The 13297-nt window shown below is 72.1% G+C and carries 13 protein-coding genes; 7 read left to right on the forward strand and 6 right to left on the reverse strand.

Annotated features, from left to right (window positions below; translation table 11 throughout):
- The first annotated feature begins 144 nt into the window (after positions 1-144).
- The gene (locus AMK22_RS04260) at positions 145-1596 is read left to right on the forward strand and encodes a catalase (RefSeq protein ID WP_073781849.1); all 1452 of its coding nucleotides are present in this window, start codon (positions 145-147) and stop codon (positions 1594-1596) included.
- Positions 1597-1807: 211 nt separating this feature from the next.
- Here AMK22_RS04260 and AMK22_RS04265 read toward each other — a convergent pair whose 3' ends face one another.
- The 6 genes from AMK22_RS04265 to AMK22_RS04290 all read right to left on the reverse strand — a co-directional run bounded on the left by AMK22_RS04265 (position 1808) and on the right by AMK22_RS04290 (position 7202).
- Positions 1808-2212 carry a CBS domain-containing protein gene (locus AMK22_RS04265; RefSeq protein WP_073781850.1) on the reverse strand — a complete coding sequence of 135 codons (405 nt, stop codon included), beginning with the start codon at positions 2210-2212 and terminating at the stop codon, positions 1808-1810.
- A gap of 220 nt (positions 2213-2432) precedes the next feature.
- Entirely contained in the window at positions 2433-3236 is an 804-nt protein-coding gene (hisN, locus tag AMK22_RS04270; RefSeq protein ID WP_073781851.1) for a histidinol-phosphatase, read from the reverse strand.
- 114 nt (positions 3237-3350) lie between these two features.
- Entirely contained in the window at positions 3351-3674 is a 324-nt protein-coding gene (locus tag AMK22_RS04275; RefSeq protein ID WP_073781852.1) for a DMT family transporter, read from the reverse strand.
- 210 nt (positions 3675-3884) lie between these two features.
- A complete protein-coding gene (rsgA, locus tag AMK22_RS04280) occupies positions 3885-4901 on the reverse strand; it encodes a ribosome small subunit-dependent GTPase A (RefSeq protein WP_073781853.1) in 1017 nt (338 codons plus the stop codon).
- A 3-nt stretch (positions 4902-4904) separates the two neighbouring features.
- Complete coding sequence (gene aroA / locus AMK22_RS04285; RefSeq protein ID WP_073781854.1) at positions 4905-6245, reverse strand: 3-phosphoshikimate 1-carboxyvinyltransferase; 1341 nt, start codon at positions 6243-6245, stop codon at positions 4905-4907.
- Between the two features lie 243 nt (positions 6246-6488).
- Positions 6489-7202, reverse strand: a complete 714-nt coding sequence (locus tag AMK22_RS04290) for a M50 family metallopeptidase (RefSeq protein ID WP_073781855.1) — start codon at positions 7200-7202, stop codon at positions 6489-6491.
- Positions 7203-7280: 78 nt separating this feature from the next.
- On the opposite strand from AMK22_RS04290, the gene AMK22_RS04295 reads away from it, so the two are divergent.
- The 6 genes from AMK22_RS04295 to AMK22_RS04320 all read left to right on the forward strand — a co-directional run bounded on the left by AMK22_RS04295 (position 7281) and on the right by AMK22_RS04320 (position 13289).
- Positions 7281-8096: an SOS response-associated peptidase gene (locus AMK22_RS04295; RefSeq protein ID WP_073781856.1), complete on the forward strand. Its 816-nt coding sequence runs from the start codon at positions 7281-7283 to the stop codon at positions 8094-8096.
- 221 nt (positions 8097-8317) lie between these two features.
- The gene (locus tag AMK22_RS04300) at positions 8318-9016 is read left to right on the forward strand and encodes an alpha/beta hydrolase family protein (RefSeq protein WP_073782000.1); all 699 of its coding nucleotides are present in this window, start codon (positions 8318-8320) and stop codon (positions 9014-9016) included.
- 339 nt (positions 9017-9355) lie between these two features.
- On the forward strand, positions 9356-10012 hold the full coding sequence (locus AMK22_RS04305; RefSeq protein WP_199883115.1) for a sigma-70 family RNA polymerase sigma factor: 657 nt from the start codon (positions 9356-9358) through the stop codon (positions 10010-10012).
- A complete protein-coding gene (gene rsrA, locus AMK22_RS04310; protein ID WP_073781858.1) occupies positions 10009-10329 on the forward strand; it encodes a mycothiol system anti-sigma-R factor in 321 nt (106 codons plus the stop codon). The genes AMK22_RS04305 and rsrA overlap by 4 nt, the downstream gene beginning before the upstream one ends.
- A 144-nt stretch (positions 10330-10473) precedes the next feature.
- On the forward strand, positions 10474-11979 hold the full coding sequence (locus tag AMK22_RS04315; protein ID WP_073781859.1) for an HD-GYP domain-containing protein: 1506 nt from the start codon (positions 10474-10476) through the stop codon (positions 11977-11979).
- Positions 11979-13289 carry an HD-GYP domain-containing protein gene (locus AMK22_RS04320; protein ID WP_073782001.1) on the forward strand — a complete coding sequence of 437 codons (1311 nt, stop codon included), beginning with the start codon at positions 11979-11981 and terminating at the stop codon, positions 13287-13289. Before AMK22_RS04315 ends, AMK22_RS04320 begins: the two co-directional genes overlap by 1 nt.
- Positions 13290-13297 lie beyond the last annotated feature (8 nt).

The following is a 13297-nucleotide window of genomic DNA, read 5'->3' on the forward strand; positions in this document are numbered from 1 at the left end:
TGGGGGGACCAGGTCCCGAACAGGTGTGAGTTTGGATGTTCCCTTGACTTGGACTAAGTCCATTGTAGGATCGGCTTTGGCATACGCCAAGGGACAGGCTGTGCACGACATGACGAATGTGCAGGAACGACGCAGGAGGCGCACGTGACGCAGGGACCGCTCACCACGGAGGCCGGGGCGCCGGTCGCCGACAACCAGAACAGCCAGACCGCGGGCGTCGGTGGTCCGGTGCTGGTGCAGGACCAGTCGCTGTTGGAGAAGCTCGCGCACTTCAACCGTGAGCGCGTTCCGGAGCGCGTCGTGCACGCCCGCGGCGCCGGCGCGTACGGCACGTTCACGGTGACCCGCGACGTCACGCAGTGGACGCGGGCAAAGTTCCTCTCCGAGGTCGGCAAGCAGACGGAGACGTTCCTGCGCTTCTCGACCGTCGCGGGCAACCTCGGGGCGGCCGACGCGGTGCGCGACCCCCGCGGCTTCGCGCTGAAGTTCTACACCGAGGACGGCAACTACGACCTCGTCGGCAACAACACCCCGGTGTTCTTCGTCAAGGACGCCATCAAGTTTCCCGACTTCATCCACACCCAGAAGCGCGACCCGTACACCGGCTCGCAGGAGGCGGACAACGTCTGGGACTTCTGGGGTCTGTCGCCCGAGTCGACCCACCAGGTGACCTGGCTCTTCGGCGACCGCGGCATCCCGGCCTCGTACCGCCACATGAACGGCTACGGCTCGCACACCTACCAGTGGAGCAACGAGGCGGGCGAGGTCTTCTGGGTCAAGTACCACTTCAAGACCGACCAGGGCATCAAGAGCCTCACCCAGGCCGAGGCCAACAAGCTCGCCGGTGAGGACCCCGACAGCCACCAGCGCGACCTGCGCGAGGCGATCGAGCGCGGTGACTTCCCGTCCTGGACGGTGCAGGTCCAGATCATGCCGGCGGCCGAGGCGGCCACGTACCGCTTCAACCCGTTCGACCTCACCAAGGTGTGGCCGCACGAGGACTACCCGCCGATCGAGATCGGGAAGCTGGAGCTCAACCGCAACCCGGAGAACGTCTTCGCCGAGGTCGAGCAGTCGATCTTCAGTCCCGCGCACTTCGTGCCGGGCATCGGTCCGTCCCCGGACAAGATGCTCCAGGGCCGGCTCTTCGCCTACGGCGACGCGCACCGCTACCGCGTCGGCATCAACGCCGACCACCTGCCGGTGAACCGTCCGCACGCCGCCGAGGCGCGCACCTACAGCCGCGACGGCTTCCTGTACGACGGTCGTCACAAGGGCGCCAAGAATTACGAGCCGAACAGCTTCGGTGGACCGGTCCAGACCGACCGGCCGCTGTGGGAGTCCACGCCGGTCGCGGGCGAGATCGGTACGCACGTGGCCCCGAGCCATGCCGAGGACGACGACTTCGTCCAGGCCGGGAACCTCTACCGGCTCCTCTCGGAGGACGAGAAGGGCAGGCTGGTCGACAACCTCGCCGGGTTCATCGCCAAGGTGTCGCGCGACGACATCGCCGAGCGCGCGATCAACAACTTCCGTCAGGCGGACGGCGACTTCGGCAAGCGTCTGGAGGTCGCGGTCCAGGCCCTGCGCGGCTGATCCGGGCATCCGTCGTCGACGGTGGGCCGGGTCCCTCCTCGGAGGGGCCCGGCCCATTGGTCGTCGGCGGGGCGGTCCGGCGCTCCTCGGGGCCGGTCCGCCGGTCTTCCTGGGGGCCGACCGGCGGGACCTCGCGGCCCTCGCCGGTCCGTGCGGTCGGTGCACGGGTCCGGGCGGGTCCGTGAGGGTCCGCTGGACGGCCCCCAGGGGGTCAGCCGGCGAGTTTCACGCGCTGACGGCGTCTGGTGGGCGTCCAGCAGCGCAGGATGTCGCGGACCGAGACGATGCCGACCGGGCCGTGGTCGTCGAGCACGATCAGATGGCGGAACCCGCCGTGCGTCATGGCCTCGGCGGCCTCCTCCAGGGTCCAGGTGGGGGCCGCGAAGACCACGTCGGTGGTGGTGTGGGCGGCGGCGGTCTCGACGTCGGGATTCCGTCCCGAGCCGACCGCGTCGAGGATGTCGCGCTCGGTGAGGATGCCGAGCCCGCTGTTGTCCTGGTCGAGGACGACCGCCGCCCCGATGCGGCGGACCGACATCAGCCGGGCGGCCTGGCGGAGCGTATGGGTCGGTCCGATGGTGAGGACCAGGGTGCTCATTGCGTCACGGACGAGCATGAGAGGGGTCACCTCCTTCGTGAAACGACCACACGAGTCGGTTCACAAGTTCACAAGCTGGGTGGGCTCTCAGACTCGCATCGATGCGGGACCGCAACAAGGGGGGAATGGGGCCGTCCGAGGGGCGCGCGGTGGTGCGCGACGCCCCTCGGGGGGCGCGGCCGGGGGTCGGGCGCCCCGAGGGGGCGCGGCCGGGGTCAGGGGCGCTGGTTGCCGGGGTTCAGGAGCGCCCGCCGAGGTAGCCGAGCAGTTCGTCGTGGAGCAGCCCGTTCGAGGCCGCCGCGTTGCCGCCGCCGGGGCCGGACACCCCGTCGAGGCTGGTGAACGTGCCGCCCGCCTCCTGGACGACGATCGCGTTCGCGGCCATGTCCCAGAGCGAGAGCTCCGGCTCCGCGCAGATGTCGACCGCACCTTCGGCGACCATCATGTACGGCCAGAAGTCCCCGTATCCGCGGGTGCGCCAGCAGGCCCTGGTCAGGTCCAGGAACCCGTCGAGCCGGCCCCGCTCCTCCCAGCCGTCCAGCGAGGCGTACGCGAACGAGGCGTCCGCGATCCGCTCCACCTTCGACACCTGGAGCCGGGTCGCGGAACTCAGGCTGCGCCCGGTGTACGCCCCGGCGCCCTTCGCCGCCCACCAGCGCCTGCTCAGCGCGGGCGCGGAGACCACGCCGACCACCGGCTGGAAGTCCCCGGCGTCGTCGGCCTCCATCAGACAGATCAGCGTCGCCCACACCGGCACGCCGCGCACGTAGTTCTTCGTGCCGTCGATCGGATCGACGACCCAGCGCCGCGGCCCGGTCCCCTCGACCCCGAACTCCTCGCCGAGGATCGCGTCGCGCGGGCGCGCCCGGTGGAGGTGACCGCGGATCAGTTCCTCGGCGGCCTTGTCGGCCTCGCTCACGGGCGTCATGTCCGGCTTGGTCTCGACCTTGAGGTCCAGTGCCTTGAACCGGTCCATGGTCGCGGCGTCGGCGGCGTCCGCCAGCACATGGGCGAGCCGCAGGTCATCGTGGTATTCGGGCATGTCGTCACAGTATCGACCGCAGGTGAACGGAGCCACACGACCGCGTGGCCGCCCGCATCGTGGACGTTTCCCGGGGCACGTCGGCGGCGCGGGCGCGCCCCGGGGCGGTCCGGATCAGTGGGACGAACCGGAGAGCTGGAGTCCGATGACCCCGATGATCACCAGCGAGATCGAGACCAGCTTGAGGGTGGAGACCACGTCGTCGAGGAAGACCATGCCGTAGATCGCGGTGCCCGCGGCCCCGATGCCGGTCCACACGGCGTACGCGGGGCCCACGTCGAGCTTCTTCAGCGACAACGTCAGCAGCCCGAAGCTGCCGAGGGCGAAGGCGGCGAACGCGATGGTCGGCCAGAGCCGGGTGAAACCGTGCGACAGCTTCAGGCAGACGGCGAAGCCGGTCTCCAGAAGTCCCGCGACCACGACCAGCAGCCACGCCATCGTCAGTGCCCTCCCACGTCGGTGACCGGCTTGCCACTTGAGTGTGATTATGCACTTACCAGTCTCGTTAGATCGCAAACGTACCGGAGCGATCACAAACGTGCCGGGCCGGTCGTGCACCTGCTCGGCCGGTCGTCACCACCTCCGGCCGGTCGTACACGCGTGCGGCCGGTCGCGAAGGCCGCGGGCCACCGCGCGGACGGGCGCGGATCAGTCGCCCTCGCGCCGCTCCCGGGTGGACAGCAGCCGCCGCAGCGAGTCCAGGCGCGCCGGGTCCGCGTGCCCGTCCGCCACCCAGGCGTCCAGAGCGCATTCCGGCTGGTTGCCGTCGTGGGTGCAGCCGCGGGGGCAGTCCTCGGTGCCGGGCTCCAGGTCGGGGAACGCGTGGATCACCCGGGACGGGTCGATGTGGTTGAGCCCGAAGGACCGCACGCCGGGGGTGTCGATCACCCAGCCCAGGCGGCCGGACAGCGGCAGCGCCAGCGCGGACGTGGTGGTGTGCCGACCGCGGCCGGTGACCGCGTTGACGACTCCGGTGGTACGTCGGCGGTCCTCCGGCACGAGCGCGTTGACCAGCGTCGTCTTCCCGACACCGGAGTGCCCGACGAAGGCGGTGATCCGGTCGGCCAGCTGCTCGCGCACCCGCTCGGCGGCCTCGCCGCTCTCCAGCTCCTCGCGGCTGGTGACGACGAACGGGACGCCCAGCGGTGTGTACGCCTCCAACAGCTTGTCGGGCGGGGCGAGATCGGACTTGGTGAGCACGAGGAGCGGGGACAGCCCGCCGTCGTACGCGGCGACCAGACAGCGGTCGATCATGCGCGGACGGGGTTCCGGATCGGCCAGCGCCGTGACGATCGCCAGCTGGTCCGCGTTGGCGACGACCACCCGCTCGAAGGGGTCGTCGTCGTCCGCGGTGCGGCGCAGCACCGAGCGGCGCTCGCCGATGCGGACGATGCGGGCGAGCGTGTCCTTCTCGCCGGACAGGTCGCCGACGAGGGAGACCCGGTCGCCCACCACGGCCGCCTTCCGGCCCAGCTCGCGGGCTTTCATCGCGACGACCGTACGGCCGTCGACGAGACAGGTGAGGCGGCCCCGGTCGACGGTGAGGACCATCCCCTCCTCGGCGTCCTCGTGCTTGGGGCGGATGTTGGTACGGGGCCGGTTGCCCTTGCGGTTGGGGCGGATCCGGACGTCGTCCTCGTCGGGGTTCTTGCCGTAGCGGCGCATGTCTCAGGCCCCGAGCATTCCGGTCCACATCCGCGGGAAGTCCGGCAGGGTCTTGGCGGTCGTCGCCACGTTCTCGATCTCCACTCCGGGGACGGCGAGGCCGATGACCGCGCCCGCCGTCGCCATCCGGTGGTCGTCGTACGTGTGGAAGACGCCGCCGCGCAGCGGGCGCGGGCGGATGTGGAGCCCGTCGGCGGTCTCGGTGACGTCGCCGCCGAGTTCGTTGATCTCCTTGGTGAGTGCGGCCAGCCGGTCCGTCTCGTGCAGCCGCAGGTGGGCGACGCCGCTCAGCGTGGACGGGCCGTCGGCCAGGGCGGCGACCGCCGCGATACCCGGGGTGAGCTCCCCGACCTCGCCGAGGTCGACGTCGATGCCGTGGACCCGGCCCGAGCCGGTGAACGTGAGGCCGCGCTCGGTCAGCTCGCAGCTGCCGCCCATCGCGGTGAAGATCTCGCGCAGCGCGTCACCCGGCTGCGTGGTGTGCTCGGGCCAGTCGGGGATGGTGACCCGGCCGCCGGTGACCAGTGCGGCGGCGAGGAACGGCTGTGCGTTGGAGAGGTCGGGCTCGATGGTCAGGTCGCGGCCGAGCAGCGCGGAGTGGGAGACCCGCCAGACGTTCGGCTCGCCGCCCGTCTCCGGCTCGTCGACCTGGGCGCCGACGGCCCGCAGCATGTCGACGGTCATCCGGATGTGCGGCATGGAGGGGAGCCGGGCGCCGGTGTGACGCACCTCCACCCCCTGGTTGAAGCGCGGCGCCGACAGCAGCAGCGCCGAGACGAACTGGGAGGACGAGGAGGCGTCGATCTCCACCGCCCCGCCGTCCAGCGCGCCGCCGCCGTGCACGGTCATCGGCAGCGAGCCGCGCCCGTCGTCGTCGATCCGGGCGCCGAGCACGCGCAGCGCGTCGATCACACCGTTCAACGGGCGCTCGTAGGAGCGGGGGTCGCCGTCGAAGCGGATCGGGCCGTCGGCCAGGGCCGCGACCGGCGGCAGGAAGCGCATGACCGTGCCGGCGTTGCCGACGTCGACCGTGGCGGGGCCGTGCAGACCGGCCGGGATGACCCGCCAGGCCTCGCCGGAGGCGTCCGGGGCGCCCGTGGCGGAGGAGCTCGACGAGACCGTCTCCTCGATGCCGACGCCCATGGCGCGCAGCGCCTCGGCCATCAGCAGGGTGTCGCGGGAACGCAGCGGGCGGCGCAGCCAGCCCGGCTCGGCGGCGAGAGATGCCAGGACGAGCGCGCGATTGGTGACCGATTTCGAACCGGGCACGGTGACGGTCGCGTCGACGGCTCCGCTCGCATGCGGGGCGGGCCAGAGGTCGGGGTGCACGGGGATTTCGGTCATGAACCTCACTTTAGTGGTTCACCGCAAACCGGAATCTCGATCAAACGGTCCGAAACCGGCGCGCAATCAAACCGTGGTGGACGCCAACCGGGCGCCAACCGGGCACGATGGCGTCGTGCCGGGTGCCTCCGGGCGTCAACCGGGCGCCGACGCGCACCGCGCCGGGCATCACCCCTTCGTGCGGATGCCGCCGGGCGCCGGATGCCGCCGCGCACCGGCCGGGCGCCGTCGTCGCGCGCCGGCTCACAGTCCGAGCAGCCGACGGCCCCCGCCGATCAGTGAGCAGAGCGACACCGCGTGGAACAGGAACAGCCAGAGCGCGGCCGGCACGTCCGTCAGCCGCGACAACTGGTCCGCGTCCGAGTCGGGCGCACCGCCGTGCCGCCGCTTCGCCTGGAGCTCGAAGGCGGGGCGCACCCCGCCGAGCAGCAGGAACCAGACCGCGCCGTACGCGAACAGCGACTGCACGGCGGGCGGGGCCAGCCAGGAGACCAGCAGGAACGCCGCCCCCGTGGAGATCACGGCCAGCGCCCCGTACACGTTGCGGATCATCACCAGCATCGCCGCGAGCAGCGCGGTGGTCAGCCATAGCAGCAGCGTGATCCTGCCGTCGGTCAGCAGCCAGGCCCCGCCGAGGCCCAGCAGCGGCGGGGCGGTGTACCCGGCCGCGGCGGTCAGGATCATCCCCATGCCGGTCGGTCTGCCGCGGCTGACCGTCAGCCCGCTGGTGTCCGAGTGCAGCCGTATCCCGGACAGCTGCCGTCCGGTGAGCAGCGCCACCAGCCCGTGACCGCCCTCGTGCGCGATCGTGATCGCGTTGCGGCTCAGCCGCCAGAGCGGATTCGGTACGACGGCGATCAGCGCGAGCGTCCCGGTCACCACCACGAGCCACAGTTCGGGCACGGGCTGGGTGCCGAGGAGGCGGTCCCACAGGTTTCCCGGATCGGTGCTGTCCATGGTGAGGGCGGCTCCTCCTGGTAGCGGCTTGCGGTATCGGCGTCCTGTCGCCGGGACGGTCGTGGCAGTCTGGCACTCATGTGCGGACGGTATGCGGCGAGCCGGCGGCCCGAGGATCTGGCCGGACTCTTCCACGTCGAGAAGTGGGAACCGGAGGAGACCCTGGTGCCCGACTGGAACGTGGCGCCGACCAAGGAGGTCCACGTCATATTGGAGCGTCCTCTCAAAGACGCCGCCGACCGGCGTCCGGTTCGCCAGTTGCGGGTTTTGAAGTGGGGACTCGTGCCGTCGTGGGCGAAGTCCCCCGAGGGGGCGGCGCGCATGATCAACGCCCGGGCGGAGACCGTCCACGAGAAGCCGTCCTTCCGCCGCCCCTTCGTCTCCCGGCGCTGCATCCTGCCCGCCGACGGCTATTACGAATGGGTCACCGGCTCGGAGGAACGGCAGCTGGAGGAGAAGGGGAGGAAGAAGCGGCCGCGCAAGCAGCCCTACTTCGTGACGCCCGCCGACGGATCGGTCTTCGCGATGGCCGGGCTGTACGAGTTCTGGCGCGACCGCACCCTGCCGGACGATCACCCGATGGCCTGGTGGGCGACCTGCACGGTGATCACGATCGAGGCGGAGACCGCACCGCTCGCCGTCGCCCCCGCGGAGGGCCCGGCCACACTCGCCGAGATCCACCCCCGGATGCCGCTGATGCTGACGCCGGACCGGTGGGACGCCTGGCTCGACCCGTCGCGCACGGACGTCGAGGAGCTGCGGGCGCTGTTGGCGCCGCCGCCGGGCGGGCTGATGCGCGCCTATCCGGTGGCCACGGCCGTCAGCAACGTACGCAACAACGGCCCCGAGCTGCTGGAGGAGCTGGCCGGCCCGGAGCTGGGCACGCTCTTCTGAGGCCCCCTTCCGGGGCGTTCCTCGGCGGGGCCGCGTTCCGTTGGCGCTCATGACGGTCCGCCTTCCCGGGTGCTCCTGGCGGGGCCGCCTTTCGAGAGATGACGGTCCGCCTTCCGGTGTGTTCGTTCCGGGACGGTTCCCGACCGGTCCCCACCGACCCGCGCCGGCGCGCGACCGGTCCCGTGCGGGCCGGGAGCGACGCCCCGCCCGGACGGGGCAGGATGGGAACCGTGAGTGCCACGGAGACGGAACGCAGGGTCGAGACGGTCGACACGGACGCCGGGCCGGCCCGGATCACCTGGCTGCCCGCGCGCGAGCCCCGGCTGGTGCTCGCCGTCGGCCACGGGGCGGGCGGCGGCATCGAGAGCCGTGACCTGTGTGCCCTGGGGGCCGCGCTCCCCGCGCACGGAGTGAGCGTCGCGCTCGTGGAACAGCCCTGGAGGGTCGCCGGGAAGAAGGTCGCGCCCGCCCCCAGGACCCTGGACACCGGATGGCGGGGTGTGTGGCCGGCGCTCACCGCGCCCGGCCTGCCCGTCGTCGCGGGCGGTCGCAGCGCCGGGGCCCGGGTCGCCTGCCGGACGGCGACGGAACTCGGCGCCCGTGCCGTCCTCGCACTCGCCTTCCCGCTGCACCCTTCCCCAAGCTCTCAGCTCCGTTCGAGCAGGGGAGACCCCATCGGGAAGCCGGAGAAGTCCCGCGCGGACGAGCTCCTCGGGGCCGGTGTGCCCACGCTCGTCGTGCAGGGCGGCAACGACCCGTTCGGTCGGCCCGGCGAGTTCCCGCCGGGGGAGTACGGGATCACCGAGGTGCCGTACGGCGACCACGGGTTCGCCGTACCGAAGAAGTCCGGCCTGACCGAGGACCGGGCGATGGGGATCCTGACCGACGCCGTGACCGCCTGGCTGACCCGCCTCGTATGACATTCATCCCAATCCGGACTTTCCGAGGTGAGGGGGCCGGCCCCGCGCGGACATTCGGCCCGCCCCGTGAGAACCCGGGAATGTTGAGCCAGGGGCGGCTGTTGTCGGTGACATCGGTACATCAACGTCGTTTGTGGAGAGGGAGTCCGTCGCATGGGTTCGACCATCTGCCCACGTCGCTCGAACGCCGCTGACCTGGAGTGGACGGTTCTGCACGCGGCGAATACCGCTCCGGAACGCACGCTGGGCGGCTCGGAACGACAGCCCGTCCCGGGGCAGGGTCGACTATTCTCCGATTCGAGCGGGTCCGGTTTCGGCTCCGCCCCAGCGTTGGAGGAGGTGGGTCCGGTCACTGGGACCGACACAGGTACCGACGACGGCCGCGCGCCGGAGACGGCCGCCGAGCGCAACGCGCGCTTCGAGCGGGACGCTCTCGGTTACCTCGACCAGATGTACTCGGCCGCGCTGCGCATGACGCGCAACCCCGCGGACGCCGAGGACCTGGTCCAGGAGACGTACGCCAAGGCGTACGGATCCTTCCACCAGTTCCGTGAGGGCACCAACCTCAAGGCGTGGATGTACCGCATCCTCACCAACACGTTCATCAACTCGTACCGCAAGAAGCAGCGCGAACCCCAGCGCAGCGCCGCCGAGGAGATCGAGGACTGGCAGCTGGCGCGCGCCGAGTCGCACATGTCGACGGGGCTGCGCTCCGCGGAGTCGCAGGCGCTCGACCACCTGCCGGACTCCGACGTGAAGGCCGCTCTCCAGGCGATTCCCGAAGAGTTCCGCATCGCCGTGTATCTCGCCGATGTCGAGGGCTTTGCCTACAAGGAGATCGCGGACATCATGGGGACTCCCATCGGTACGGTGATGTCCCGACTGCACCGGGGCCGCCGCCAGTTGCGCGGGATGCTGGAGGACTACGCCCGTGAGCGCGGGCTCGTCCCGGCCGGTGCCGGAGGGTCGGACGATCGGAAAGGCTCGGGCTCATGAGCTGCGGAGAGCCGCATGAGACGGACTGCTCGGAGGTCCTCGACCATCTCTACGAGTTCCTCGATCACGAGATGCCCGACAGCGACTGCACCAAGTTCGAGGTGCACTTCGAGGAGTGCTCCCCGTGCCTGGAGAAGTACGGCCTGGAGCAGGCGGTGAAGAAGCTGGTGAAGCGCTGCTGCGGCCAGGACGACGTACCGAGCGACCTGCGGTCCAAGGTGATGGGCCGGATCGAGCTGATCCGCTCGGGCCAGGTGGTCCCGGAGCAGGACGTGACGTCCCCGGGGACCGACCGGCCGACCGCCGCCAAGGAATGACGTCCGGCCGCTCCTGAGGCCCGAACGATCGTCGGCCCGAACAGCCTCACCCGAATGTGCTAATCGACTTCGTTGCCGCTCGGCAGGACGCGCGACTCGCTAGCGTGACGCCTCCATCGATGGAGCTGAGGGGCGGCGGGGCGGGTGGAAGCCACACGCGGGACGACACGCGCCTGCATCGGGACGGCCGCGGCCGTCGCCCTGACGTGCGGGCTTCCCGCGTTGCGGCCGGGGGCCGGGACACCGTGGGTCACCCTCGGACTGCTCACCGGCCTCTATCTCGTCTGTGAACTACCGGGGCGCTGGCCGCTCCTGGGCTCTGTGCCGATCAGCGCCGGGTCGTTCTTCCCGTTGCTGCTGGCAGGAGCTTTTCTGCTGCCACCCGCCGCGGCGGCCCTGGTCGCCGTCCCCGGCTCGCTGGCCGGCCGGGCGGAGGATCCGCCCGCCACGGCCCGGCGCGTCTGGCGGGCCGCGCAGCTCGCCGTCACGGTCTGGGTGGCCTCGACCGTCCACGTCCTGCTCGGCGGCCGGGCCGCGCTCGGCGGCACCGCAGCCGGTGGCGACCGGCTCCCCGACTTCCCGTACGCCCTGGTGCCGGCCTGCGCCGCCGCCCTGGTCTTCAGCCTCGTGCTGACCGCGCTGGACGGTTCGATCCTGGCCGTGGCCGAACGGGTGCCGGTCCGGCGCGCCTGGAACGGACTGCTGTCCCGCGCGCTGGGGCCGCACCTGGTGCACGGGCTCGCCGGGCTGATGATGGCCGTGCTGTGGCGCGGCCCGTACGGACCGCCCTCCGCCCTCATCGTGCTGCTGCCGATGTACATCTCGTGCTGGGTCTTCGCCCAGTCCCACCGTGAGCACGCCGCCCACCGCGCCACCATCCGGGCCCTGGTGCAGGCCGTCGACATCAAGGACACCTACACCCGGGGCCACAGCGAACGGGTGGGCCACGCGTCCGTCCTCATCGCCCGCGAACTGGGCATGGACCGGGGCCGCCTGGAGGTCCTGCGGTTCGCCGGCATCCTGCACGACGTCGGCAAGCTCGGTGTGCCGACCCGGGTGCTCCGCAAGGACGGACCGCTCACCCCGCAGGAGCGGCGGGTGATCGAACTGCATCCGGAGTACGGGCACGAGATCGTCCGGGGGATCGGCTTCCTCGACGAGGCGCGGGCCGCGATCCTGCACCACCACGAACGGCTGGACGGCAGCGGATATCCGTACGGTCTCAGCGGGCGGGAGATCCCCGAGTTCGCCCGGGTCGTCGCGGTGGCCGACGCCTTCGACGCGATGACGTCGACCAGGTCCTACCGGCGCGGACGGCCGGTGCACGCGGCGCTCGCGGAACTGAAGCGGTGCGCGGGCACGCAGTTCGACCCGCGGATGGTGCGGGCGCTGGTGCGCGCCCTGGACCGGCACGGCTGGCCGGGGACCCCGGCGGTGACGGCGGACGAGACCGTTCCGCGGCCCCGGAGTGCCGGGGCGGAGGCCCCCGGCACGGTCGACGCCGGAACGCCGCTTCCGCCCTCCCCGAGGCACGGAACGGACGCGCGACACGGGCCGGACGGGCCGCGTGCGCCGGAACGGCCCGGTGCGTCCCACGGGGCGGCACCCGCCGTCCCCGGTCCGCCACGGACCGCGGACCGTACGCGGTGATCCGCGCCCGAGTCCGGACCCGCGCCCGGCCCGGCGCGGTGCCGCCCGCCGTGCTCGCCGTCCGCGCCGCCGCCGGGCTCCTGGCCCTCGGCGGCCTCGGCCACACGCTCTGGGCCGGAGTCCACGACCCCGGCACGGCTCTCGCCTTCGGGCTGCTGATCGCCGTCGGTGAGCTGGCCCGCTGGGGCGCGCTGCCCGGCGAGCGCGAGCCCGCACCGCTCGGGGCCGCCGGCGCGCTGGCGTACGCCCTCCTCGGCCGGGTCGGCGGCGAACCGGCCGGGCACGACGTCCTCCAGGTGATCGCCGTGCTCCTCGCGGCGCAGCTCGTCGCCTGCGTGCCGCATCTGGCGCGCGGCAGTGCGCCGACGCCCGACCGGGTCGCCCGCCGCGTCCTGACCGTCGCCTTCGCCGCCGTGTGCTTCCAGCCGCTGCACGGCTCGGCGCACGCGGCGGGCCGGTTCGGCGAGGGGCCCTACCACGTGCTCCTCCCGCTGCTGCTCCTCGTCCTGACCGGGCTGTGCGACGCCGTGCTCGCCGCCCTGCTGGCGCGCTCGCGGTCCGTCCCGTACGGCCGCCGGGGCGCGGTCGGCGCTCCCGCCCCGTACGGGCCGCTGCTCCGCGACGAGCTCCGGGGGCTCGTCGGCATCGGCTCGGCGGTCTGCGCGACCGGTGTCGTGATGGCCCTCGGGGTCGCGGTCGCCGGGCTGTGGGCGCTGCCCGTGCTGTGTGTGCCGCTGCTGCTGACCCAGGTCGCGTTCCGCAGGTTCGTCGCGGTGCGCACCACCTACCGGCAGACGATCACCTCGCTCGCCCGCTCCACCGAGATCGCCGGACACACCCGGCCGGGGCATGCCCGCAGGGTCGCGGAGCTCTCCGTCGCCGTCGGCCGCGAGCTGGGCCTGTCCGGGAACCGGCTGCTGGTGCTGGAGTACGCGGCACTGATGCACGACATCGGCCAGCTCTCGCTCGTCGATCCGGTCCCGGACGGGGCCACCGCCACCCTGCCCGCCGCCGAGCAGCACCGCATCGCGCTGCTCGGCGGGGCGGTCGTCCGGCAGACCGGCGTGGACGGAGAGGTGGCGGTCGTGGTGGAACGGCAGGCCGACCCCTACCGCGAGCAGCCGTTGTCCGCCAGGATCGTCCGGGCGGTCAACGCATACGACGACCTGTCCGGGGAAGGTCTCATCGGGCCGCTCGGCGCGCTGGAACAACTCAGGCTCGGTACCGGGCACGACTACCAGCCCGAGGTCGTGGAATCGCTGGCCCGTGTTCTGGCCCGGGGCGGTCTGGTTCCCGTCCCGTCCGGGTAACCCATGGG

It is taken from the genome of Streptomyces sp. CB01580 (assembly GCF_001905795.1).
Classification (GTDB): Bacteria; Actinomycetota; Actinomycetes; order Streptomycetales; family Streptomycetaceae; genus Streptomyces.